The 24,465-nt window shown below is 31.7% G+C and carries 26 protein-coding genes; 11 read left to right on the top strand and 15 right to left on the bottom strand.

The window, feature by feature from the left end:
• Genes LG651_RS13030 through LG651_RS13045 form a run of 4 tightly spaced genes read right to left on the bottom strand, consistent with a single transcriptional unit; the run spans nucleotide 1 to nucleotide 3,752 of the window.
• Entirely contained in the window at nucleotides 1-1,419 is a 1,419-nt protein-coding gene (locus tag LG651_RS13030; RefSeq protein ID WP_226696555.1) for a CCA tRNA nucleotidyltransferase, read from the bottom strand.
• 39 nt (nucleotides 1,420-1,458) lie between these two features.
• Nucleotides 1,459-2,019 (bottom strand): L-threonylcarbamoyladenylate synthase, encoded by a 561-nt coding sequence (locus LG651_RS13035; protein WP_226696556.1) that lies wholly within the window; start codon nucleotides 2,017-2,019, stop codon nucleotides 1,459-1,461.
• Nucleotides 2,003-2,953: a glycosyltransferase family 2 protein gene (locus tag LG651_RS13040; protein ID WP_226696557.1), complete on the bottom strand. Its 951-nt coding sequence runs from the start codon at nucleotides 2,951-2,953 to the stop codon at nucleotides 2,003-2,005. The genes LG651_RS13035 and LG651_RS13040 overlap by 17 nt, the downstream gene beginning before the upstream one ends.
• A 1-nt stretch (nucleotide 2,954) precedes the next feature.
• Nucleotides 2,955-3,752 carry a glycosyltransferase family 2 protein gene (locus LG651_RS13045; protein WP_226696558.1) on the bottom strand — a complete coding sequence of 266 codons (798 nt, stop codon included), beginning with the start codon at nucleotides 3,750-3,752 and terminating at the stop codon, nucleotides 2,955-2,957.
• Nucleotides 3,753-3,850: 98 nt separating this feature from the next.
• Here LG651_RS13045 and LG651_RS13050 point away from each other — a divergent pair, with 98 nt between their 5' ends.
• Nucleotides 3,851-4,627 (top strand): lipopolysaccharide kinase InaA family protein, encoded by a 777-nt coding sequence (locus LG651_RS13050; RefSeq protein WP_226696559.1) that lies wholly within the window; start codon nucleotides 3,851-3,853, stop codon nucleotides 4,625-4,627.
• A gap of 3 nt (nucleotides 4,628-4,630) precedes the next feature.
• On the opposite strand, the gene LG651_RS13055 is transcribed toward LG651_RS13050, so the two are convergent.
• Entirely contained in the window at nucleotides 4,631-5,476 is an 846-nt protein-coding gene (locus LG651_RS13055; RefSeq protein WP_226696560.1) for a glycosyltransferase, read from the bottom strand.
• A 10-nt stretch (nucleotides 5,477-5,486) separates the two neighbouring features.
• Nucleotides 5,487-6,248, bottom strand: a complete 762-nt coding sequence (locus LG651_RS13060; RefSeq protein WP_226696561.1) for a glycosyltransferase family 2 protein — start codon at nucleotides 6,246-6,248, stop codon at nucleotides 5,487-5,489.
• A 41-nt stretch (nucleotides 6,249-6,289) separates the two neighbouring features.
• Here LG651_RS13060 and LG651_RS13065 point away from each other — a divergent pair, with 41 nt between their 5' ends.
• Nucleotides 6,290-7,114 carry a glycosyltransferase family 2 protein gene (locus LG651_RS13065; RefSeq protein ID WP_226696562.1) on the top strand — a complete coding sequence of 275 codons (825 nt, stop codon included), beginning with the start codon at nucleotides 6,290-6,292 and terminating at the stop codon, nucleotides 7,112-7,114.
• The gene (locus LG651_RS13070) at nucleotides 7,111-7,935 is read left to right on the top strand and encodes a glycosyltransferase family 2 protein (protein WP_226696563.1); all 825 of its coding nucleotides are present in this window, start codon (nucleotides 7,111-7,113) and stop codon (nucleotides 7,933-7,935) included. Before LG651_RS13065 ends, LG651_RS13070 begins: the two co-directional genes overlap by 4 nt.
• Before the next feature lie 54 nt (nucleotides 7,936-7,989).
• Here LG651_RS13070 and LG651_RS13075 read toward each other — a convergent pair whose 3' ends face one another.
• A complete protein-coding gene (locus LG651_RS13075) occupies nucleotides 7,990-9,048 on the bottom strand; it encodes a glycosyltransferase family 9 protein (RefSeq protein ID WP_226696564.1) in 1,059 nt (352 codons plus the stop codon).
• 83 nt (nucleotides 9,049-9,131) lie between these two features.
• Complete coding sequence (locus LG651_RS13080) at nucleotides 9,132-9,947, bottom strand: 2,3,4,5-tetrahydropyridine-2,6-dicarboxylate N-succinyltransferase (protein ID WP_226696565.1); 816 nt, start codon at nucleotides 9,945-9,947, stop codon at nucleotides 9,132-9,134.
• Between the two features lie 317 nt (nucleotides 9,948-10,264).
• Here LG651_RS13080 and LG651_RS13085 point away from each other — a divergent pair, with 317 nt between their 5' ends.
• The 6 genes from LG651_RS13085 to LG651_RS13110 all read left to right on the top strand — a co-directional run bounded on the left by LG651_RS13085 (nucleotide 10,265) and on the right by LG651_RS13110 (nucleotide 14,472).
• The gene (locus LG651_RS13085; RefSeq protein WP_226696566.1) at nucleotides 10,265-10,558 is read left to right on the top strand and encodes a hypothetical protein; all 294 of its coding nucleotides are present in this window, start codon (nucleotides 10,265-10,267) and stop codon (nucleotides 10,556-10,558) included.
• A 92-nt stretch (nucleotides 10,559-10,650) separates the two neighbouring features.
• Nucleotides 10,651-11,061, top strand: coding sequence for a Holliday junction resolvase RuvX (ruvX, locus tag LG651_RS13090; RefSeq protein ID WP_226696567.1), 411 nt, complete (start codon nucleotides 10,651-10,653; stop codon nucleotides 11,059-11,061).
• A 63-nt stretch (nucleotides 11,062-11,124) separates the two neighbouring features.
• A complete protein-coding gene (def, locus tag LG651_RS13095; protein WP_226696568.1) occupies nucleotides 11,125-11,715 on the top strand; it encodes a peptide deformylase in 591 nt (196 codons plus the stop codon).
• A 51-nt stretch (nucleotides 11,716-11,766) separates the two neighbouring features.
• On the top strand, nucleotides 11,767-12,195 hold the full coding sequence (locus tag LG651_RS13100) for a DUF5606 family protein (RefSeq protein ID WP_226696569.1): 429 nt from the start codon (nucleotides 11,767-11,769) through the stop codon (nucleotides 12,193-12,195).
• Between the two features lie 118 nt (nucleotides 12,196-12,313).
• Nucleotides 12,314-12,985: a Crp/Fnr family transcriptional regulator gene (locus tag LG651_RS13105; protein ID WP_226696570.1), complete on the top strand. Its 672-nt coding sequence runs from the start codon at nucleotides 12,314-12,316 to the stop codon at nucleotides 12,983-12,985.
• A 74-nt stretch (nucleotides 12,986-13,059) separates the two neighbouring features.
• Nucleotides 13,060-14,472: a hypothetical protein gene (locus LG651_RS13110; RefSeq protein WP_226696571.1), complete on the top strand. Its 1,413-nt coding sequence runs from the start codon at nucleotides 13,060-13,062 to the stop codon at nucleotides 14,470-14,472.
• A gap of 45 nt (nucleotides 14,473-14,517) precedes the next feature.
• On the opposite strand, the gene LG651_RS13115 is transcribed toward LG651_RS13110, so the two are convergent.
• From LG651_RS13115 to LG651_RS13135, 5 genes are read right to left on the bottom strand one after another with little or no spacing between them, the layout of a single operon-like run.
• The gene (locus tag LG651_RS13115) at nucleotides 14,518-15,204 is read right to left on the bottom strand and encodes a lycopene cyclase domain-containing protein (protein ID WP_226696572.1); all 687 of its coding nucleotides are present in this window, start codon (nucleotides 15,202-15,204) and stop codon (nucleotides 14,518-14,520) included.
• Nucleotides 15,205-15,657, bottom strand: a complete 453-nt coding sequence (locus tag LG651_RS13120; protein WP_226696573.1) for a sterol desaturase family protein — start codon at nucleotides 15,655-15,657, stop codon at nucleotides 15,205-15,207.
• A gap of 10 nt (nucleotides 15,658-15,667) precedes the next feature.
• Nucleotides 15,668-16,507, bottom strand: a complete 840-nt coding sequence (locus tag LG651_RS13125; protein ID WP_226696574.1) for a phytoene/squalene synthase family protein — start codon at nucleotides 16,505-16,507, stop codon at nucleotides 15,668-15,670.
• Entirely contained in the window at nucleotides 16,504-17,973 is a 1,470-nt protein-coding gene (locus LG651_RS13130) for a phytoene desaturase family protein (RefSeq protein ID WP_226696575.1), read from the bottom strand. The genes LG651_RS13125 and LG651_RS13130 overlap by 4 nt, the downstream gene beginning before the upstream one ends.
• 39 nt (nucleotides 17,974-18,012) lie before the next feature.
• Nucleotides 18,013-18,909: a MerR family transcriptional regulator gene (locus tag LG651_RS13135; protein ID WP_226696576.1), complete on the bottom strand. Its 897-nt coding sequence runs from the start codon at nucleotides 18,907-18,909 to the stop codon at nucleotides 18,013-18,015.
• A gap of 500 nt (nucleotides 18,910-19,409) precedes the next feature.
• On the opposite strand from LG651_RS13135, the gene LG651_RS13140 reads away from it, so the two are divergent.
• Together LG651_RS13140 and LG651_RS13145 are read left to right on the top strand one after the other, a co-directional pair.
• Nucleotides 19,410-20,765 carry an undecaprenyl-phosphate glucose phosphotransferase gene (locus tag LG651_RS13140; RefSeq protein ID WP_226696577.1) on the top strand — a complete coding sequence of 452 codons (1,356 nt, stop codon included), beginning with the start codon at nucleotides 19,410-19,412 and terminating at the stop codon, nucleotides 20,763-20,765.
• 11 nt (nucleotides 20,766-20,776) lie between these two features.
• The gene (locus LG651_RS13145) at nucleotides 20,777-21,250 is read left to right on the top strand and encodes a transcription termination/antitermination NusG family protein (RefSeq protein ID WP_226696578.1); all 474 of its coding nucleotides are present in this window, start codon (nucleotides 20,777-20,779) and stop codon (nucleotides 21,248-21,250) included.
• 805 nt (nucleotides 21,251-22,055) lie between these two features.
• On the opposite strand, the gene LG651_RS13150 is transcribed toward LG651_RS13145, so the two are convergent.
• Together LG651_RS13150 and LG651_RS13155 are read right to left on the bottom strand one after the other, a co-directional pair.
• Entirely contained in the window at nucleotides 22,056-23,024 is a 969-nt protein-coding gene (locus tag LG651_RS13150) for a glycosyltransferase family 2 protein (protein ID WP_226696579.1), read from the bottom strand.
• A 146-nt stretch (nucleotides 23,025-23,170) separates the two neighbouring features.
• Nucleotides 23,171-24,460 (bottom strand): NAD(P)H-dependent oxidoreductase, encoded by a 1,290-nt coding sequence (locus tag LG651_RS13155; RefSeq protein ID WP_226696580.1) that lies wholly within the window; start codon nucleotides 24,458-24,460, stop codon nucleotides 23,171-23,173.
• Between the last annotated feature and the right edge of the window lie 5 nt (nucleotides 24,461-24,465).

Here is a 24,465-nt window from a genome sequence, read left to right on the forward strand (position 1 = left end):
TTAAACGCTTGTTTTTAGCCCGAGTTTTTCGCCTTTTTTAAGCATGAGTTGGTAGGCTGCTTCGTGTTCGTTTGGTATGTCGCCTTCAAGAATGGCTTCTTTAATAGCTTCTTTTATAACACCTATTTCTCTGCAGGGTTTTAAATTAAAAGTTTCCATAATTTCTTCGCCAGAAATAGGTGGCTGAAAATTACGAATGTGATCGCGTGCTTCAACTTCAATAATTTTTTCACGAACTATTTTAAAGTTGTTATGGTACTTTTTAAACTTTTTAGGATTTTTGGTGGTAATGTCGGCTTCACACAGCGTCATTAAATCATCCACATAATCGCCAGCATCAAAAACTAAGCGGCGTACCGCAGAATCGGTTACTTCGTCGTTAGCCAAAACAATTGGCCGCGAACTCATAAATACCATTTTTTGCACAAATTTCATTTTGTCATTTAATGGCATTTTTAAACGTTTAAATAAGTGAAAAACCATTTTTGAACCTTCAAATTCGTGCCCATGAAAGGTCCAACCTACTTTTTTGCTAAACCGTTTTGTGGGCGCTTTACCTATATCGTGTAATAATGCCGCCCAACGTAACCATAAATTAGGGGTGTGTTTGGCTATATTATCTACAACTTCTAGGGTGTGATAAAAATTGTCTTTATGACGTTGGCCTTCAACTTCATCAATACCTTTTAAAGCGGTAAGTTCTGGTAAAATATATTGTAAAAGACCTGTTTTTTCTAGTAATAAAAATCCAATAGAAGGCGTTTCGCTTTCTAGAATTTTGTTAAGCTCGGTAACAATACGCTCGTTGGTAATAATTTTAATGCGTTTATTATTTCGTGAGATGGCTTCTAACGATTTTGTTTCAATTTTAAAATTTAATTGAGTGGCAAATCGAATGGCACGCATCATGCGTAATGGGTCGTCGCTATAAGTAATATCTGGATCGAGAGGCGTTCGGATTATGTTTTTATTTAAATCTGAAATACCTCCAAACGGATCGAGTAAATCACCAAAATTAGTTGCGTTTAGGCTTAAGGCTAATGCATTTATTGTAAAATCACGACGGTTTTGGTCGTCTTGAAGTGTGCCGTTTTCAACTGATGGATTTCGGCTGTTTTCAGTGTACGATTCTTTTCTGGCTCCAACAAATTCTATTTCAACATCTTCATAACGCAACATGGCTGTTCCATAAGTTTTAAAAACTTGTACTTTGGGTTCATTTGGCAAGTGTTTAGCAACGTGTTTAGCTAGAGCAATACCGCTACCAATAGCAACAATATCTATGTCTTTGGCATTACCACGTTGTAAAATATAGTCGCGTACAAACCCGCCAATAACATAAGCATCTAGCTTAAGGTCTTGTGCAGATTGCGAAATAATTTTGAAAATATTATTTTGAAGAGCTTCTTTGTAATTCATGTTATTTTGGCCACGAATTCACGAGTGGTTATGTGGCTACTATTCCCGTATAATTTTAAACACACCATTATTACCAATTTTTATAATAGACGATGGTTTGTTGCAAATTTTTTCTTTTTGCAAATTTACAACATAATCTACGCCATTTAAAATATCGGCACTTATTTCTTTAAAGGATTTAGGCGTAGGTGCACCACTAATATTTGCCGAAGTAGAAACTAAAGCGCCATTAAGTTTGCGTGTTAGCCAGAAGCAAAAATCGTCGTCTGGAATCCTAATGGCAATACTACCATCTTCAGCAATTAAATTAGGTGCTAAATTTTTGGCTTGGTCGTAAATAATAGTGGTGGGTTTTTCAGCAACATCAATAATATCTTGAGCCGCTTTAGGGACTTGTGCCACGTGGTTTTTTAACATTCTATCGTCGGCAACTAAGCAAATTAAAGCTTTACTGTCTTCGCGTTGCTTTAAATCGTATATTTTTTTTACGGCCTCTGGGTTTGTGGCATCGCAACCAATGCCCCAAACAGTATCGGTGGGGTAAAGTATAATGCCACCAGCTTTTAGGGTTTTAAGAGCGTTGTTAATTTCGGTTTGCATGGTTTAGTGGTTGAATTTTTTGTTTGTGTTTTAACGACAATGATAGAGGGGCCTGTTTTAATAAAATTATAAATACTGGCCAATTTTTATGTTTTAGTAGACTACTAAAAAAGTATTTTAATTGCAAATACGTGAGTAGAATATAGTATGAAATGAGTCCGTAATGTTTTCTAATAACGTATAACAGCGAAATTTTAAGTTCTATTTTTGCATATATGGATTTTGGTGTACTTGCGCCATGAAAATGAATAAATTTGCCCGAAGGAACGAGATAAGCATCTTTATTTTGTATGGATAAACGTTTGCAAATATCAGTTTCTTCGTAATAAAGGAAAATATTAGTATCAAAACCACCGACATTTCTAAATGCTTTGAACGAAAAAAACATAAAACTGCCAGCAACAAAATCGCATTTCTGAGGATTTGAATAGAGCTTTTTTCTTTTTGGATATTTTTTAGAATTTATGCGCTCTAAAAAACTTCTCCCGAACAGTTCTCTACCAAGACTAGCAAAATGATCTATAGTTGGTAATAGTTCGCCGTTTTCTTTAAATGCTTGGGGGCCGCATACGCCAACGTTAGAGTTGTTATCCATAAACTCTTTTAAAACACTTAAGCAATCGTTTTCAAATAAAACATCATTGTTAATACAGGCAATATATTTTCCTGAAGCTTCATTAATACCAATCATATTACCAGTTCCAAAACCTGTGTTTATGTGGCTTCTAATAAGACTAATTTTAGTTGTTTTGGCTAGGTTTTGTATGAAATTCTCTAAGAGGTAATAATCATTAAGTTTAGAAGCATTATCAACAATTATGTATTCACAATTTAAAGTATTTGATGTTTTTTCTAAAATTGATTTAATACAATTTATTGTATAATTAGCAGTATTGTAATTAATTATTACAACAGAAACTTCAATCATCTTCATTTTATAAATATTGATTTATACCTTTTTCTATAAATGTAACTTTATTTTTTGTTGTTTCTTTCTCTATTAATTTGTTAATTTCAATATGGCTTTTGTCTTGTTCTTTATGGTAAATGTGATACGCTATTGCTCGAAATTTTAGGCGTCTTCCGGTTATGCCAATATTTAAAAGTCGTTGTATCATTTCACTGTCATCAATTCCCCAACCAGTTAGGGCCTCATTAAAACCATTTACTTTAATAAAATCGTCACGCCAGAAAGACATATTGCATCCTCTTAATTTTGAAGATCGAGTAGATTCTGCTTTATTAAAACTGGTTAATAAAGGGAAGTGAATTGTTCTTCCTCGTTTATAAATTCCTTTAGATAAAGGATTAAAAGAGATTTGTTTGTTTTTAAAAAGTTTATCTAGACGTTCTTTTTTAATAATAGCTCTAGTACCGTATAGAAACATACCTTTTGAAGCCATTTCAAGATGATCTTTTACAAAATGTTTATGCATAATTATATCGCCATCAATTTCAATAATGTAGTCATATTTCGCCTTTGCAATGGCTTTATTCATGATAGCTGGCTTTTGGTTTTTGTTGTCCTCATGCCAAACATGAACAATCGGTACTGGAAAATCTTTTTGAAAGGCTTCTATTAAATCTTTCGTTTCCTTTTTTGAGCCGTCGTCTGCAATAATTACTTCGTTGGGTAGATAAGACTGATTTTTAACACTAAGCAAAAGTAGTTCAAGTGCTTCTGGCCAATTATATGTAGGTGTAACTAATGAGGTTTTCGGTAAGGCTATCATAAATGTATATTTGGTGCAAAATAATGGAAATTTTGTTAAAAAAATGGTAGTTGGCTTAAATTGCCTATTTTTGAAAGCTAAATTTTTCAAAAGCGCAGATGATAAAAAAACACAAAGTACATAGCAATTTTAAAAGGCATGAAACTCGTTTAAATGAAGTTGTTTTAAATTTTGATAACGAAGGAGAACCCTACGGAAACCAAAGTAGAAACAAATTAAAAGCAATTAATTTATTGGGGCATGATATCATTATAAAATCTTTTAAAATTCCGAATTTAGTAAATCAAATTGCTTATGCAAACTTTAGAAAAAGTAAAGCTCAACGGTCGTTTGAATATGCGCAAAATCTTTTAAATTTAGGAATAAAAACACCACATCCAGTAGCTTATTATGAGTTTGTAAAAGGTTTGTTATTCAAGAAGAGTTACTATTTGAGTAAGCACTTTTACTACGATTTTACGATTAGAGCACTGGTTGACGATGATAACTACCCAAATTATGATGAAATATTAAGAGCCTTTACTAGGTTTACTTTTTCACTGCATGAGAATGGAGTTAATTTTTTAGATCATTCACCAGGAAATACTTTAATTAAAAAGACCGATTCTGGATACGATTTTTATTTGGTAGATTTAAATAGAATGAATTTTGAAAAGATGGATTTTAATGCGCGTATGAAAAATTTTGCCCGTTTATCTCCTCGTGGAAAAATGTTAGGAGTTTTGGCAAATGAATATGCTAAACTTATAGATTACAAAACTGAAGAAGAAATAAAAGCACGTATGTTGTTTTTTTCTAAGCAGTTTTCAGAAAAATTTAAATCAAGGGAACGTTTCAAGAAAAAATATTTCTTCTGGAGAAAAAAAAGAAAATAGCACTTACTTTTCTTTATACAATCCCAATTTACGTTTTAGAATTTTATTGTAGTATTTAAAATACGAATCTAAATAGTTTCTAAAACTGGTAATAAACCATTTGTTTTGCGGAACGTTGTTGGCTTTAATAAATTCTTGTTTTTGTTTAGATAATATATAGTTGTTTAAATAGTAATTGATGTCAACTTTACTAAAACCTGTAAACTCGTTAATCATATTTTCTTCATGTATTATAGAAGACCAAATACGGCAATCGCTAATGGTTTTTAGATTGGTTTCATATTTCCAGTGCATGTGTTTTCTGTAATACATGCCTTTGGGATTTTCGTTTTTCTCTATTAAAGATATAAACGGATTAAATTTTTGAAGTTTGTATCCAACTCTAACCTGTGGTGTGATTTGTAAAGTGTAGCCATCAATAAAATCTAATGCTAAATAATCTTGTTTATTGAACTGTTTTTGTACTTCGTTTACAAAATGAATACTTAAACAGTCGTCATTATCTAAACCACTTGTTATAACGTACTCTTTAGGGCTGGCAGCTAATTTACTTTGTAAATCTGGTAAAAACTGCGTCATACCGTTAACAAAAACAGGTTTAAATTGCGCAGACTCTTTTTCTAAATCTTTTATTTTCTCTTTATAGGTTTCAGGTGTATTAACATCAAAATATACTAGCCAAGTAAAATTTTTATTAGTTTGTGCCGCAACACTCGAAAAGCAAAAGTTTGTAAATAACTCAAACCTGTTTTTTAACCAGAGATCGGTTAACACCACTTGTTGGCGCTTGTTATGAGTCCAGTCCTCTCGTCTTAAATTAAATCGTGTTACTATATAATGATTAAACATGTTGTTGTTTTTAACTATTTTTCTTAATTAATTCACGTAATTTTATATACTTTAAAAATCGAATATTAGCGGTTTGTACCGATATTATAAATCCGTTTAGGCCATCTAAAAAACCAAGCTTTACAATATACGATTGTATAAAAGCCCAAGTAGGATTTAAAATGATTTTATAAATAGGTGCTTTTTTACCAAGTTTAAAATTCGATTCGGCGGAAATGCTTGAAAACTTTTCTACACGCTGGTTAAATTCGGAATAACTTTGGTAAGTGTGGTGTAAAATATCACCTTTTAGCATATCAGCTTTACTATCTTTATTAAAAAACTTTACCGAATCGTGTGGGTTTAAACCGCCCCATTGTGCTTTAGTTTTATCAAAAACACGCAGTTTTTTATCAGGATACCAGGTGGTGTGTTTAATCCATTGTCCGCAAAAATAATTAAAGCGTTTGGCTATGTAACCATCGTGAACCCAATTAGATTTTAAATGTAGAATGGATTGTTTTAAGGGTTCAGACAAATACTCATCGGCATCTAAACAAACCACATGGTTGTAGGTAGCTTTATTTAAAGCAAAGTTTTTCTGCTCGACATAACCTAAAAAAGCTTGCTCAATAAAGGTGACGTTGTATTTCTGGCAAATGGATTTGGTGCGATCTGTTGAAAGGGAGTCGACTACAACAATTTCATCAACAATACCAACTAAAGATTGCAGGCAGGTTTCAATCTTGTCTTCTTCGTTGTAGGTAATAATAACACCAGAGAGTTTAAGCATTAATGCATATAATTTTGGGTAAAAATACTTAATTTTACCATATGAACAAGCCGCTTGCATCAGTTATAATTACGACCTATAATAAGCCTGAATTTTTAAAATTAGTATTGTTAAGTTACGACTTACAAACGGTAAAAAATTTTGAACTTATTATTGCAGATGATGGTTCTGGAGATGAAACTAAGCAGGTTATTGAAGATTTTAAAGAGAAAACAAACTTGATAATTATTCATGTTTGGCATGAAGATAAAGGCTTCAGAAAGACCGAAATTTTAAATAAAGCCATTCTTAAAACCAATTCAGAATATTTAATTTTTACAGATGGTGATTGTATTGCTAGAAAAGATTTTGTGGAAACACATTTAAGTCTTCAAAAAGAAAATTCGGTGGTTTCTGGAGGGTACTTTAAATTAACTCAAGAAGTTTCAGAAAAAATAACGAATAAAGTAGTTGAAAATCAGGGATGTTTTAATAAAAATTGGTTGTTAAGTCACGGTCAACCTAAGTCTTTTAAATTAAATAAATTGACAAAGCATAAGTTTAAAGCTAAGTTTTTAAACGCAGTAACGCCGACCAAAGCGACCTTTGATGGTATGAATGTATCTTGTTGGAAAAAAGATATGTTGGCAGTAAATGGCTTTAACGAGCAAATGAAATACGGCGGGTTAGATCGTGAAGTTGGTGAACGCATGATGAATAAAGGGATGACATTTTTACAAATTAGATATAGCGCCATTTGTGTACATTTGCACCACAATAGACCTTATAAAAATGAAGAAACTCTTAAGTTGAACAAAAAAATAAGGCAAAACAATAAAAAGAACAAAACTGTAGTTACCAAATTTGGTATAACAAAATACGAATGAAGCAACCCGAAATATCCGTAATAATAAGTACTTACAACGCTGAAGCTTGGTTAGAAAAAGTCATGTGGAGTTATCACAAGCAAAGTTTTAAAAACTTTGAAATGGTAATTGCCGACGATGGCTCGAAACAACCAACCTTTAGTTTAATTGAAAAAATGCAAAAGCTTGTCGATTATCCAATTATTCACGTCTGGCATGAGGATAACGGATTTCAAAAGTCGCAAATATTAAACAAGGCGGTTTTAAAATGTAATGCCGATTATATTTTAATGAGTGATGGCGATTGTATGGCACGAGAAGATTTTGTACAAGTACATGTAGATAAAAAAGAACCCGGTTATTTTTTGTCTGGAGGTTATTTTATGTTACCCATGGATATATCCAAAGCCATAACTAAAGACGATATTTTTAATCAAAATCCATTTAATGCCTCTTGGTTAAAGTTGAAAGGCCTAAAATCATCTTTTAAAAATAACAAGCTAACAGCAAAGGGGTTTAAAGCCAAATTTTTAAATGCGGTTACACCAACTACGCCAAGTTGGAACGGACATAACGCATCGGGTTGGAAAAAAGATATTTTAGCGATAAATGGCTTTGATGAGCGCATGCAGTACGGTGGGCAAGATCGTGAATTAGGGGAGCGGTTGTTTAATTATGGTATAAAATCGAAGCAAATTAGGTATAGTGCCATTTGTGTACACCTCGATCATCCAAGAGGTTATAAAACCCAAGAATCTATAAACAAAAATTTAGCAATTAGGGCCACTACAAAAAACGAAAAACTTGCTTGGACCGATTACGGTATTGTTAAAAAGGCTTGAGATTTATGTAGTGTTTGTCAACCTGAACGTGTTTCAGGTTCTTATTAAAAAGAACTAGTTTTCTTTTAAAAATAGGTTTAGCTTTTCTAAAATCAAATCGGGTGTAAAAGTCTCGTATAAACGTTTATAATTCGCTTTTAAGTATTTTTTCGATCTGTTATTGTAAATTTCAGGTTTTACGTCGTTTAAATGTATAGAAACGTGAATTTTTCCATCTTCAAACATGTTCCAAGCGGCTTTTGTAATCCAAGGAGAAAAAACAGTAAAGGTTGGTACATCAATAGCTTTGGCCATATTTACAGCGCCACCTTCGTTACCAATTAATGCCGTGCAGTGTTTGGTTATAGCAATAAATTCGCGCAGGCTTTTACCAAAAACATCAAATTTAATCTGTTGCTGCGTTTCAGGTTTACATGCATTATAAATCGCTTTGGCGTCTTGCTCTTGATTTGGAATATAATTAAAAAGAATTTGACCTTTTGTTGTTGTAACAATTTCATCAATTAGTCTTGCCATATAAAAGAAAGGATAGGTTTTTTTTAGGCTACTTCCTAAAACACTTATCATAAATAAAGGTTTCGATAAATCAATGTTGTTTTGTTGTAAAAAACGTTTCGAATTTTTTAGTTCTTCTGCCGTTAAATAAATTTTTGGCTTGAAAACTTGAGGTTTATAATTTAAAATAGGTTCCAATAGTTGTAGTCTGTTTTCAACAGCTAATCCTGCATTGGTGTTTTTAATTTTGGCATCGTTAAAAGTGTTTGTGTAAATAAATGATGTGTACCATTTATATTTTGAAATTTTAATAGCCGCGGAAGATAAAAAGCTAATTAAATTACTTGAGAATTTTGAATAAACATCAATTATAACATCATAGTTTTGTTTACGAATTGATAAAGCAAATTTTAATAATTCTTGTTTACTTTGTTCTTCTTTTTTAGTGAAGAAAACAAAATTATCAATAAACGGATTTTGGTCTACAACTGGAAATGTATGCTCGTTAATTAAGTAATCTAGTTGCGCTTGCGGGTATTTATGTCGTAAAGCTTCAAAAAGAATACTACTAGTAAGCACATCGCCAATCATTTTCTGTTGTATCACTAAAATCTTCATAAGGCGTAAATTTCAAACAAAAAATTCCAAATTCCTAGGTAATAGTTTGGAATTTGGAATTCGTTTATTGGGTATTAAATGTATTAAACCGCTACGTCGTTTTCGCGAAGCGCATCATTTAATGAGGTTTTCTTATCTGTGCTTTCCTTACGCTTACCAATAATTAAAGCACATGGTACTTGGTATTCTCCCGCAGGGAATGTTTTGGTGTAACTTCCTGGAATTACAACCGAACGCGCAGGAACGCGACCTTTCATTTCAACAGGCTCATCTCCGGTAACGTCAATAATTTTAGTACTCATGGTAAGTACAACGTTAGCACCTAAAACAGCTTCTTTTTCTACGTGTACACCTTCAACAACAATACAGCGAGATCCTACAAAAACGTTATCTTCAATAATAACCGGGGCAGCTTGTAAAGGCTCTAAAACACCACCAATACCAACACCTCCAGAAAGGTGAACGTGTTTTCCAATTTGTGCACAGCTACCAACAGTTGCCCAAGTATCAACCATAGTGCCTTCATCTACATATGCACCAATATTTACATAACTAGGCATTAATATAGTGCCAGGAGATAAGTACGAACCTTGGCGCGCAGAAGCACCAGGCACAACACGTACGCCTTGGCCTGCGTAATCAGTTTTTAAAGGCATTTTATCATGGTATTCAAAAATACCAGCTTCTAAAGTTTCCATTTTTTGAATTGGGAAGTAAAGCACTACAGCTTTTTTTACCCATTCGTTAACTTGCCATCCATCTGCAGTTGGTTCAGCTACTCGCAATTCGCCCTTATCTAATTTTTCAATTACAGCTTTAATGGCAGTAGTAGTAGATTCATCTTTTAAAAGCGAGCGGTCATCCCACGCCTTTTCTATGATTTGTTGTAACTCAGTCATTGTATGATTTAATTTTTGGCAAATATAATAGGTCTTATTAAAAAAACATGATGAAGTGCATTACAAATGTGCAGTTCATAGGTAAAAAAGGGCTTAATTTTTAATCCATAAACGGCACGTTTGTCTTTGAATGGTAGTTTTCGTTCGGTTAATCACAAATTTATTGTATTTCATCCGTAAAATAGTGTTTTTAATCTATTAAACAGGCGAATTATACCACTCGTCTTATAAACGAAAATACCAGTGTTTACAACTATTTTTTTGCGCTTGAACCTTCCTGTCGATATATATTTGAAGTGTCAAACAACAACAGTCCCATGAAAACAAATTTATACATATTCTTAGTTTTTTTATTAAGTGTTTCTTTTGCTTCAGCTCAAAACACTTCTGAAGTTACTGAAACTGTAAAAATTGTAACTGTTGAAAATAACAATGACTCTATCGCTACTTCAATGAATAACGATTCTGAAACATTATTAATCGATGCTAACGAATTAAAGCAAACTATTGCTCGTGGTACTAGCGATATTAGAAAATACTTAACAAGAGAAAGAAGTGCTGGAAATATTTCTGTAGTATTTCCAAGATCGAATAAAGCTGTAAAGGCTTAATAACAACGTTCAAATATTAATAATTTAAGGTTAACCATTAATTAAAGGCTGTTTGCAAAAACAGCCTTTCCTATTTTTATTACTTTTGTTTTATGGGAAGAATTTTAGCGATTGACTATGGAACAAAACGCACAGGTATTGCTGTAACAGATGAGTTACAAATTATTGCATCGGGTTTAACCACGGTTAATACCAAAGATTTAATTCGTTTTTTAAAGGAATATACAAGTCAAGAAAAAGTGGATTTATTTGTAATTGGCGAACCTAAACAAATGGATAATACCGTCTCACAAAGTGAAAAGTACATTAAAGAGTTCATAATTAACTTAGAAAAAAACATTCCTAATATTAAAATTGAACGTGTAGACGAACGTTTTACCTCGAAAATGGCATTTCAAACCATGATAGACAGCGGACTAAAAAAGAAGCAACGCCAAAATAAAGCATTAATTGATGAAATTAGTGCCACCTTAATTTTGCAGAATTATCTATATTCAAAATAATATATTAACTTTTTGTAACTATACGTTATAAGTTAGTATTTTTGCGCGAATAAAAAATAAAGCATGATATTACCCATTGTAGCATACGGCGATCCTGTATTAAGAAAAAAAGCAACAGACATTACGAAAGACTACCCAAAGCTAAACGAGTTGGTAGATAATATGTTCGAAACTATGTATAATGCCTATGGTGTTGGGTTAGCTGCTCCACAAATAGGGCTGCCAGTTAGAATGTTTCTTGTTGATACAACGCCTTTTGCAGAAGATGAAGACTTATCTAAAGAGGAACAAGTAGCTTTAAAAGATTTTAAAAAGGTATTCATAAATGCTAAAATCACTAAAGAAGAAGGTGAAGCTTGGGTGTTTAACGAAGGATGCTTAAGTATTCCAGATGTACGCGAAGACGTGTCTAGAAAACCAAAAATAACTATTGAATATCTTGATGAAAACTTTAAGCCGCATACCGAAACTTACGATGGTTTAATAGCGCGTGTTATTCAGCATGAATACGATCATATTGAAGGTGTTTTATTTACAGATAAACTGTCTAGTTTTAAAAAACGAATTATTAAAGGAAGACTCGCAAACATTTCAAAAGGCAAAATAAGAGTCGATTACAGAATGCGTTTTCCATCCGAAAAAAAGAAAAGATAACTTGCAAATTTTAAGTAAACAATTAAATTTGCTGTCCAAAAAAATAACTGAATGAGTTTAGAAAAAGTTTTAGCCATTTCTGGTAAACCAGGTTTATACAAATTAGTAGCGCAAACCCGTGGTGGTTTTGTTGCTCAGTCATTAATCGATAATAAGCGTATATCGGTAACCATGCAAAACAACGTAAGTGTTTTAAGTGAAATTGCGATTTATACTTTAGAAGAAGAAGTACCGTTACATGTAGTTTTAAAAAAAATTAAAGACAAAGAAAATGGTGAAATTGCATCGGTTAAACCAAAAGATAGTAAAGATAAATTAGAGGAATATTTTTTCGATATTTTACCTAATTACGACGAAGATAGAGTTTACGCCAGCGATATAAAAAAGGTAATACAATGGTACAACCTGTTACAAAAACATAATATGTTAGATTTGTTGGAAGTGGATGCTAAAGAAGAAGCCACCGACGAAGAAGAATAAGAACAAAAACAATAAAAAAAAGCCTCTTTATTTTAAGAGGCTTTTTTTATGTTTTTTTCTGAAAGTTTTGTTAAATAAACCCGACAATAAAAGGACTCAACTAACAAAATTTTTCAAAATGACTGCACTTTGGTTTTTCGAAGATGTAAATCTTTTTAAAGTTTTATGTCCACACAAGTTTAAAAAATACAAGCAAGCCCACTGTTTTAATAATTATAAGAAAGAGGACTATATTTATTTTGAAGCCGATTCCTCCAATAAAGTTTTTTTAATAGAAAAAGGAAAAGTTAAAATAGGATATTACAACGAAGACGGATCGGAGGTTATTAAATCTATTTTAACCAAAGGACAGCTTTTTGGTGAAAAAGCTATATTAGGAGAAAATAATCGCGATGAGTTTGCACAATCGTTAGATAATACTACCAGTATTTGCCCTATAAGTGTAGACACCATGCACGATTTAATGAGAGATAACCAAACCTTTAGTTTTAAAGTGTATAAGTTTATAGGGTTTAAATTTCAAAAACTAGAAAGACGCCTTAAGTTATTAATGTTTAAAGACGCCAAAACACGTTTAAAGGAGTTTTTAGAAGATTTATGTACAGACTACGGGTACGATTGTGAAAAAACAGGACATAAAGTAATACAGCATCCATATACACAAAAAGATATTGCTTCGCTTATTGGTACTTCACGACCAACATTAAACATCCTTTTAAACGAGCTAAAAGAAAAAAAACTTCTTGAATTTAATAGAAAAGAAATAATTATTTACCAAAAAATCGCCTAATGTTAGCTAGCTAACATTTAAAGCTACAAGCATAGTGTAATTTTGATTTAAGAAAACAAAAAACAAAAAACACTATGATTAAAAAAGTATTATTAGGCTTAATAGCCTCGACATTTTTATTTGTGTCTTGCGAGGACGACGATACAAATTTAGTTGCTACAAATGGAGGAACTTTATCTGGAGGACCTTTTACATTTTATGTAGACGGAACCTCAGATTATGTTTCTGGAATATCTTTATCTAGCGATGTAGAAGGTGCAAATTCAACTTATGTAATTACCGACGATGCTGGTAATATTCTTGGTTTGCCAACTACTTTAACCGATCTTCAAGGTGTAGATTTTGATGGCGCTGGAGTAGGTGTGTGTTTAATATGGCATTTGGCTTACGAAAATGGCTTAACGGGTTTAGAAACAGGAAACTCTACGGCAGATTTATCTGGAAACTTCGATTTATCAAACAGTTTAACTGTAAATCGTTTAGGCGGTCCGGATGCCGGAACTTTAGTTGGAGGTCCTTTTACGTTTACGGCCGGAGATGGTGTTGTTGATAACGTGTCCGGAATTACAAATTCTGGAACTCCAAACGGTACAAACTTCTCGTACATAATAACAGACGAAGCAGGAACTATTCTTGGTTTACCTGGTACTTTAACAGATTTGGAAGGCGTTAATTTTGATGGTGCAGGTGTAGGCGTATGTTTAATCTGGTATATTCGTTATGAAGATGGGTTAACAGGTTTAGAAGCAGGGCAAAGTGCAAACGATTTATCTGGAATTTTCGATTTGTCCAATAGTTTAACAGTGAACAGAGAGGCTTATGTTAATGCTGGAACTTTAGAAGGAGGCCCATTTACATTTACAGTAGGTGATGGAATGGCAGATATGGTATCTGGTATTACAAATACAGAAATGACTTCGGGAACAAACGCATCTTATATTATAACGGATGAAGCAGGAACAATTTTAGGTTTACCAGGAACAATTACCGATGTTGAAGGTGTAGATTTTGATGGAGCAGGAGCGGGAGTTTGTTTAATTTGGTATATCAGATATGAAGATGATTTAATGGGATTAGCCATGGGAGAAAGCGCGAGTAACTTGTCGGGTACTTTCGATTTATCAAACAGTATTACAGTTAACAGAGAAGCTTATACAAGTGCAGGTATGTTAGAGGGCGGACCATTTAACTTTACAGTAGGAGATGGTATGGCAGATTATGTTTCTGGAATTACTGTTTCTGGAACTACGAGTGGAACAAACAGCTCTTATATAATTACAGATGCCGACGGAACTATTTTGGGATTACCAGGAACTATAACCGATGTTGAAGGTGTTAATTTCGATGGAGCAGGAGTAGGTGTATGCTTAATTTGGTACATCCGTTACGAAGATGGTTTAATGGGCTTAACTATGGGCGAAAGTACTAGTAACTTAAGTGGAAATTTCGATTTGTCGAACTCAATTACGGTGAATAGAAATAATTAATTATTAGTGTAAGTTGAGTTTAATTGAGAAAAAAGTGCAGTATTTTTACTGCACTTTTTGTTTGTAAAAATGTATTACTATTAAGTTAATTAAAATCATTGAAAAAGCATATACAGCATCTTCAATAGGGATAGTAAACATTCTAATACTAAGATTCTCTTGGTTATTATACCAAACCACTTCATTTTGAATAAAGCTTCCTGTTAATACACCGTTTACTATAAAAAATGGAATAAGCATTACTAAAAATGTTAGAAAATAACGCTGCAATATTTCGGGGAACTTAATTAAAGCGATAAGTAATAATATTGAGGCTAAAAGAAAATCAATTAAGGTATACCATTTGTCCCAGTTGTAAGTGGCAATACAAAAAAAAGAAAGTGAAAGTATAAGCCCTAATTTTGAGCTTAACTTCTGTTTCAATTCTAATTTAGGAAAGTAGTGTAAAAGGGCAAAATGAGTAAATACGCAAGCGTAAGGAATACAAATAAAAAATAGATATTCTTCTAAAGGTAAATTGGCAATTGTTATTCCTAAAAAGTAATATGGGTTAAATCCCCAAATATTGTTCTGGGTAAAAATAATATCCCAAGGAATAAAAATGATAAAGTTAATTAAAATTCCAAAAAATAAAGGTTTCCAAAGTTTATAGAATTTTAATTTAGGATGAAAACTATATAAAAACGGAATAGAAAATGAACCTAAATTTATCAGAAGATATAAATAGTTCATCTACTTTAATTTAAAATATTTAAAAGGAACCAATAGCATACCAAAGCATTCACCATCTTCTTTTCCTAAGTGTTTATGATGCATTTTATGAGCTCGTCTTACAGCTTTTGCATATCTATTATTAGTATTTCTAAATAATTTAAATCGTTGATGTATAAAAATGTCATGTACAATAAAATAGCAAAGACCGTAGGCAAAAATGCCTAAGCCTATAGGAAGGCCAATCCAGAAGTTGGTATATTTCCAAAGTAAGAAAAAACCAATACTAACAAAGGCGTAAAATAAGAAAAAAGCATCATTACGCTCAAACCAACTATTATGATCCTTGTTGTGATGGTCTTTATGTAAATGCCATAAAAAGCCATGCATTATGTACTTATGTGTAAACCAAGCCATAAACTCCATAAAGCAAAAGGTTAACAGAAAAGTTAATATCCAGATTAATAATTGCATAATAAAATTGTTACAATAAATTTAATTGATATTTTACATAACTCCGCATTAATAATTCAACTTTTTTAGGATTAGAAACGCGAATTCTTGAGTCCTTTATTTGTAAAGCTGGGGTGTTCTTGAGCTTTTCCAATAATTGTTTATAATATCGAAAGGCCGTAAATACTCCAAATTTTGCTTCTATTGGAAGATTTTTTATCCCTGCTAAACCTATTGTAAAGTCGTTTTCAATATCTGCAATTATACTTTGTTTAGAAAGCTCATTTAAATTTTTTAAGTCTGTATTTGGAAAATAACTTCTATTTAAATTATCGAAATCGGCTTTTAAATCTCTTAAAAAATTAACCTTTTGAAACGCTGAACCTAATGCCATAGCACTTTCTTTTAATGCTTCATATTTTTCGTTGTTTCCTTTTACAAATACCTTTAAGCACATTAACCCAACTACATCTGCCGAACCATAAATATAAGTTTTAAATTCTTCCCGCGTTAAATACACGTTTTTGTGTAAGTCGGTTCGCATACTTTTCATAAAAGCTTCAACTAAGCTTTTGTCTATATTGTATTTATGGTAAGTATATTGAAATGCATTTAAAATAGGATTTAAGCTTATTTTATGTTTTAGCGCTAATTCTAAGTCTTCCTCAAATTTATTAAATAGAAATTCTTGCTCGTAGTCTTGAAACGAATCAACAATTTCATCTGCTAACCTCACAAATCCATAAATATTGTAAATGTCATTTCTTATACTTTTGTACAACATTTTAGTAGCTAAAGAGAAAGATGTGCTGTAGGTATTTGTAACTAATTTACTAGAATTGTACGATACCGTGTCGAATAATACTTTCATGATGCGCAATGGTATTTAATTATTAAATCGGCTGCTAGTTTTCCTGAAATTAACGATGGCGGCACGCCTGGACCTGGAACCGTTAATTGTCCAGTGAAATATAAGTTGTTAACTTTTTTGCTTTTAAGTTTAGGGCGTAAAAATGCCGTTTGTAAAAGAGTATTAGCCATACCATAGGCATTTCCTTTGTACGAGTTATAGTCTTTTATAAAATTATTTACACAGAAACTTTCTTTAAATTTAATATTATTTTTCACATCTTGTGACGTAAGTTCCTCAAAACGAGTAATAATTTTTTTAAAGTATGTTTCTCGAAGTTCTTCTGTGTCGTTTAAACCAGGGGCTAACGGAATTAAAAATATGCCTGCTTCATTATCTTTTGGTGCGGCATGACTATCGGTAATACTAGGAAAACTGGCATAGAATAAAGGCTTTTCTGGCCATTCAGGATTGTCGTAAATCGCTTCGGCATGTGCGTCAAAATCGACATCAAAAAATAAGGTATGATGATTTACATTTTTTATTTTTTTATTAAAACCAACATAAAAAAGCAGGGAAGAGGGCGCAAAGATTTTTTTCTCCCAGTACGATGGTGAGTATTGCCTGTATACTTTATCTAATAAAGTTTCGGTGTGGTGGTAATCTGCACCACTTAAAATAATATCTGCAAAGTGTTTTTCTCCGTTGGACACAATTCCTATAGCTTTTCCATTATTTACGATAATTTTATCGACAGGGTTTTGTGTTTTAATAGTTACACCTAATTCTTCGGCTAAAGCTTTCATTGCCAAAACAACTTGATACATGCCTTTTTTGGGGTGAAATGTTCCCAACCCGAAATCGGCGTAATTCATAAAATTGTAAAAAGAAGGGGTGTTACTTGGTTTAGCACCAAGAAAGAGTACTGGAAACTCTAGTATTTGAACTAGTTTTTTGTTTTTAAATGCCTTTCTAACATCACGTTTTATTGTGCTGAAAAATTGATTTAATTTTTTTATTGTTTTAGGGGTTACTAATTCTAGAGGAGATTCTCCTGGTTTATAAACTAAGTCGGTTATAGCAATTTTATAATTACTTTGCGCATTATCAATAAACTTTTGAAGTATCAGTGAACTTCCTTTTTCTTCTTTTTCGAAAGCCGTTTTTATTTTCTCTAAGGTGTCTTCAATGGTTATATAATCATTTTTACCAAAGTATACGCTGTAAGCCGGATTTAGCTTTTCTAGCTTGTAGTAGTCGGCAGGTACTTTATTAAAATCTGCAAAAAAACGTTCGAAAACATCGGGCATCCAATACCAAGTTGGTCCGATATCAAAAGTAAATCCTTCTCTTATAAGTTGTCTAGCTCGCCCTCCAACGGTTTTATTTTTTTCAAAAATAGTTACGTCATGTCCACTTTTTGCCAGGTAGCACGAAGCAGCTAGGGCTGAAAATCCGGAACCAATTATATTAATTTTTAATTTCATTGTTTAACAAATATAGTAAAATGTCAAACAAAATAAAATTTAAATTAAGTTTATTAAATTTTTGATGGAATTTGATACTATGACGTTATTAGGTAAGTCTTCTGTATTGATTGAAGCAATTTTTTGACCTAGAACATAGAGTTGACTGTTATTGGTTAAAAATAAATGGCTAAATTGAGTTAAGTAGTCTACTATTTTATCATTTTCTGGAGCCACGGTAAAGTAGGTGATAAACGAAATGTTATCAAAGAAATTTAATAGCCCGTTTAAGCTTTCCATAGGGACACTTTCTCCTAAAAATATAGAATGATAACCTTTACTTCGAAGTAAATAATTTATGAATAGTAAGCCAATATCGTGTATTTCGTTTTCTGGTAAAAATAAAACGAAAGTTTTAGACGTGGGTTTTGGGTCTAATAATTGTAACCTTTCTATATTTAATAAAATTTTTTGTTTTATGTGTATTGATATAAAGTGCTCATGAGCTGGTGTAATCGTATTTGTTTGCCAGAGTAAACCTATTTGGTTTAAGAGAGGTAAAAAAACGTCGTAAAAAATATCGTTAAAGCTTTTTGTTTCAATTAAGCTATTGTAGGTATTGTAAAATAATACTTGATCATAGTTAAGCATGGCTATTTTAAATCTGTTAATAGCTTGGTCTTCAGTTTTTGTTCGAGAGGCTATTTCTCTAACTTGAGCCGAAATTTCATGTTCTTCAAGTTCGGCAATTTTTGAAATTTTTATGCCGTTCTTATTTAAAAATGAAATATTAAGTAATTTTTGTAGGCTTTTAGAGTTGTAGTTTCTTATGTTAGTATCCGATCGATTGGGAGATAGTAAATTATAACGTTTTTCCCAAATACGGATGGTGTGAGCTTTAATTCCACTAAGATTTTCTAAATCTTTTATACTAAAGTTAGTTTTAATGTTGTTCATCTAATTAGGCGATTTATTCAACAAAAGTATTGTATTTTTTCGAAATATTAAAAGCGTTTTAATTTTGAGCGTCATGATTAATCTTAAAATAGAAGAAAATTAAGTTTGCTTTTTTTTATAATTATTAGAAAAAAATTTGGTGATGTATGGGGTGAACTATAGATGTTTATTTTTTTAATTTTACTTTAAACTAAATTTATTGGTAAAAAAAGATGAAAACAATTAAAAGTACTCATGATTTATTTTAAAACTAATAATGTTGTCTTTTAACGAAAATAATAGCGATGTGTAGAATATTTGCTTGTATATTTTATTTTATCTGTTTTTTTGTTTTGAAAATAAAATTTTAAACCAAGTTTTGATTAATAGCACGAAATCAAATAAAAGGATTTAATGTTTAAATACATCATTTCATTTTGTTAGTTTAAAGAAACTTAACCTCTAATGTTATAATTTAATTTATTGTTGTTTTACAATAATAAAATTATGTAAGTTGCTATATGAAAACTAGGAGTTACTCTCACTTAATTATCCCTTTTTCGGTACTTGTTCATTTGAGTATAATAAATGGAGTATTATATTTTATGACTCCAAGTACATATTTAAATATAACAAGCATTATATTTTATAATGTTGCTTGGTTTCTTATTACTTATAATTTAAATTATTACCCAACGGCTCGTAAAGAGACGTTTATGACAAATATTAAAAAAATGTTTTACCTGTATATTATATATGGTTTAACATACTTTTCTTGGTTTGGCGTAACAGGTATTCAGCCAGATTTTATTCAATATCATCTATTAATCTATTTAATTATTTGTGTACTACTCACAGTATACAGATGGCTTTTTTATGTTTTTATCAGGCATTATCGCTCTAAAGGGGGTAATTATTTAAATGTTGTTGTTATAGGTCGAGATAAGAATTTAAAGAAAATTAGAAAAGTTTTTGATAATCCTTATTATGGCTATAGATACTGTGGGTTTTTTGATGATGAATCTTCGAAAAGTCCGACTTATTTAGGAGAGATATTAGACTGTTTTAAATATATTATCGATAACAATGTTGATGAGGTGTATTGTACTGCAGCAAAGCTTACAAAATCTGATTTGCAAAATCTTATAAATTTTGCGGACAATAATTTAATAAAATTAAAAATTATCCCGGATAATAAGGATATTTTTACGCCTGCTATGACGGTACAAAAATATGATCAAATACCTGTTTTAGATTTAAGAACAGTGCCATTGGATGCTGACTTTGGTAGGGTAGCTAAACGTGTTTTTGATATTGTTTTTTCGTCTATAGTTATATTATTTTTGCTGTCTTGGTTGGTGCCTTTGTTATATGTTTTAATTAAATTAGAATCACCTGGGCCATTGTTTTTTACTCAAAACCGACATGGTTTAAAGCGTAAAACATTTAAGTGCATAAAATTTAGGTCAATGGCCACGAATTCAGATGCGAATTCAAAAATGGCGACAAAAAACGATAAACGAGTAACAAAAATTGGTAGAATACTACGTAAAACGAGTATTGATGAGTTACCGCAGTTTTTTAACGTTTTTATGGGTGATATGAGTGTGGTTGGTCCAAGACCGCACATGGAACAACACACGTCTGATTATGAAATTTCCGTAGATAAATATTTAGTACGCCATTTTGTAAAGCCAGGCATTACAGGTTTAGCACAAATTAAAGGGTATAGAGGTGAAATAATTAATCCATCAGATATATTAAACAGAATACGATTAGATATTTTATATGTAGAAAAATGGTCGTTTCTTTTAGATTTTAAAATAATTCTTTTAACCGTTTTTAACGCCATTAGTGGCGAAGAAAAAGCATACTAAAAAATAATATTATGAGTTGGTTTGTATTATCAGTTAAAGAAAAGCAAGAGAGTAAAGTTTCAAAAATGCTAGAAAAAATGGATTTTGAAGTATTCAATCCATTAGTTCAAGAAATTAAAGTTTGGAGTAATAGACAAAAAATAATTGAAATGCCATTATTTAAGTCCCACATAATTGTCAATATTCCAGAACAATATAGAGGAGTTGTTTTCGCTATACAAGATGTAAAGGGGTATATGTTTATTGATGGTAAACCGGCCAAAGTTTATAAAGAAGAGGTGGAAACCATTAAAGGCTGGTTAGAAAACGGCTCATATGATTTAGTATTACTATCTAAATTAATTTCAAGAAAAGAGATTGACCTAAAACAATGGTTAAGTAAAAATAATTCAGGTGTAAAACGTATGATTGGTCAACACCGTTTAAATACTTTAATTACTGAAATGGATGTAATAGTAGAGCGTAAATTTAGAAAAGTTGTTTAAATTCTTAAACAAGTTATGATTTTACCGTGATGCCTAAATGATAAAAACATAAGGATTAGAGTTGTGAACTTGATAAAAAACATATGTTGTTTTTATGCTAATAGCGTTGGATAATAAAAATTAAATTAGGGTTTTGTTTTGCCTTTATTTTCTTGTGGAGGGGGGCACTTTTTCTTTATCGATACGACTGATTACATACTAGATACTTTTTCCTTAATAACAATTGGCTTTTAGCTTAATCTTGTGTAGCTTTTTTTCTGAGTGTTTAAAATCAATTGTATTAAATATTATAATACAACATTAAATGTGTTGTTGCTGGCATAAATATGATCTGCCAATATATCTAACGTGTAGTTTTTTTAAGTGTTAGAATTTGTGCGTTGTATATACTATTTTAAACAGTAAGTAGCTTGATTAAAAGCAGTTAATCTTTTATATCCTATAAAACTGATGTTGTTTAACCGTAATTTATCATGGATCTTACTTAGTTATAAATTCTACTAGAATTTTTTCTTTGTGCGCACTTATTGAGTAGGTAAATGCCTTTAATCACACTTGTAATGCGATTTTTTAGCTGTTTTAAAAACTACACTGTTTTATTTTATTCATTAGACCAAATTGGGAATTAAATGATCGCAAGCAATTCTTGGGGTTGATAAGATTTATCCACCGGTGGTTCTCCAAGAAATGAATGTCATAATCATTTGCAAAAGCTTAGAAGAAGTTTTGTGACAAAACATAAAACTTTTATTATCATTAATTTTAAAAATTAAATCAGTTTATCTGCTGCAATAAATACAAAGTATTAAATTTTATTAGGTTTACTACGGGTTTTCAAAAAATAAGAAGGAAGAAAAAACATTATAAAAGTTTGAAGTCCTAAGTAGGAAGTTTTCTGTTTAGCTGAAGTGTGTAGAATCCAGGTTGTAATGGCTTTCATGCGCATTCTATTATACAAGTATCGTCTTGCGCCAACCAAAGCAAGTTTGTTAACCAATAGAGTTTTTTCTTTATGTTTGCTGTCATCAACCTTAAGGCTTAGAGCAATCTCAAGTTTACGATGAACATCTAATCCTTTTGAGATTGTCACGCTTTCTCGGTGTCTTCTATAAATGAATATATTCTCCGGAATGTAATGTGCCTTAACTGGGGTATCATTAACTCTTAAATTGCCGAGTCGAACATGATGGCCAAAGTCCCAAATGTTTCCATCATTATCGCCTTGCATATAGTTGACGTAAAATTCTTTTTTGATAAGAAAACCATTTGGAGGGAGACTTTCTGTTAAGCACCATTCCCATATATTTTTTATGATTTCCTTATCACCTTTTCCATATTTGATCATCTCAATTTCTGATGCGTCTTGATCTATTATTCCATCCTCAAACATAATTTGATTTTTACCAAACCAAAGTATGACATTTTTGTCCTTATTATTTTTAGATAAATAATATAGTCTATCTAAGGCTCCTTTACATAATCTATCATCATCATGATGAAGCATAACTAAATCAAATTGGCACATCCGAGCCATGTTATTTTGGTTTTGAACTGGGCTAACGGGGGGATTATTAACAATATGTTGTATTTTATTCTTAACAGTTACATGGTTAATAACTGCTTTATTTTTTTCTACATAGTCTTTTGAACTGTTATCTCCAATCAAAATTTCACCAATTAAATCCTGATTTTGCTCTGCTATACCCTCTAATGCAAATTTTAAATAATCTGGTCTGTTATAGGTTGGAATGAAAATTGAAATTTGATCTTTCATGATTATTTAGTTGTTTTTTTAATATGCAGATAAAAAGCCACTTTTGTTATCTTAAATTCTTCCAAGTCGGATTGAATAAATTTTTTAATGTTTTTCTAATTAGTAAAACTTTCTTACTTGAGTGGCCCTTATGCATTATTAATTTTTTAATTGGGTGTATTTAATTGGTTCATGTAAATATCAAACAATATATTATTATCAAACTCAACGTCATCAAGTGTAAGTAATTCGTCTTTTTTTAGAGGCTTTTTTATAGTACATGCCTCTGCTAATCCCATCGGCAATAAATTATCATTTCTTGCGCTACTTGAATTATCACATATGCCGTAGGTTTTGTATCCTCCTAAACCATCAATTCTGTCTCCAGGTTTCATGTTCTCTTTGGCTACAGCAACAACTTCTACCTTCATGCCAAACTCTGCATCTAGTGTTATATCTTTAAAATCTATTAACCTAGCAATAGAAAAAGCAAGCTCGAAAAATAATAAGTGATACGGGACATAAAAACTGTATAGAGGGCCTTCCCCCAATTTACCGTATTTTAAATACTTAGCAGAAAGAGGGTCTTCTGTGGTTGCATGAATGAAAACTCCAGGGCCAGGACTGGCTCCAACAACATAATCGACTATGCCACCTAGCTCTTTCAATTTATCTATATCAGGATAAAAGCCAGTCGTCATTTCATCAATGTGTCCTTTAAAATTCGGACCAACCATTCCTCGTTGAGTAACACACATATTTGTTGCGTTTGCTGTAACGGCTTGTTCAAAGGAAATTTTAGTTCCATCAGCAAAACTTGTAACCATTTCTGGAGTCATTCCCCATTGTTTAGCAAAACCTTGTTGAGTTGTTGGATTCCTATAATGATCCTGCAGTCCTTTAATATTCCCACATATCAATGGCTCAAACCCCATCATTTTTACATGACGATAAAGATTTTGAGTTACACCAGGTTGATCACCGTCTCCCAATGTATACATTACATTATGTTCTTGTGCTTTTTGTTTTAGATATGGACCGAATGTCGCTTCTAATTCAGCGTTAAAAGACACTACATGTTTACCTTTTTTAAAAGCTTTAATAATATTTTTTAAACCAAATTCGATATGTCCGGTGAGTTCAACAATAACATCAATTTGCGGTTCGTTTAATAATAAATCTATTTGATTGGTTATTGCAGTGTCACCGTTATCTATAAGTTTACAAAATACATGTTCAGAGTCCGTGACTTTAAATGAATCTACTCCAGCTTTTAAAAGTGCATTTTCAGCCTTAGAGCATGTGCGGTTGTAAACAGCAACTACTTGCATTCCTGGTGTATACCGACAGATCTGATTAATTAATCCTTTTGCCATTTCCCCTGCGCCGATTACCCCAACCTTGATAGGATTTCCTTGTAATTCTCTTTCTTGAAGCTTTTTGTCAATTATATACATAATGA

This window comes from Neotamlana sargassicola (assembly GCF_020523965.1).
In the GTDB taxonomy this organism is placed as follows: domain Bacteria; phylum Bacteroidota; class Bacteroidia; order Flavobacteriales; family Flavobacteriaceae; genus Neotamlana; species Neotamlana sargassicola.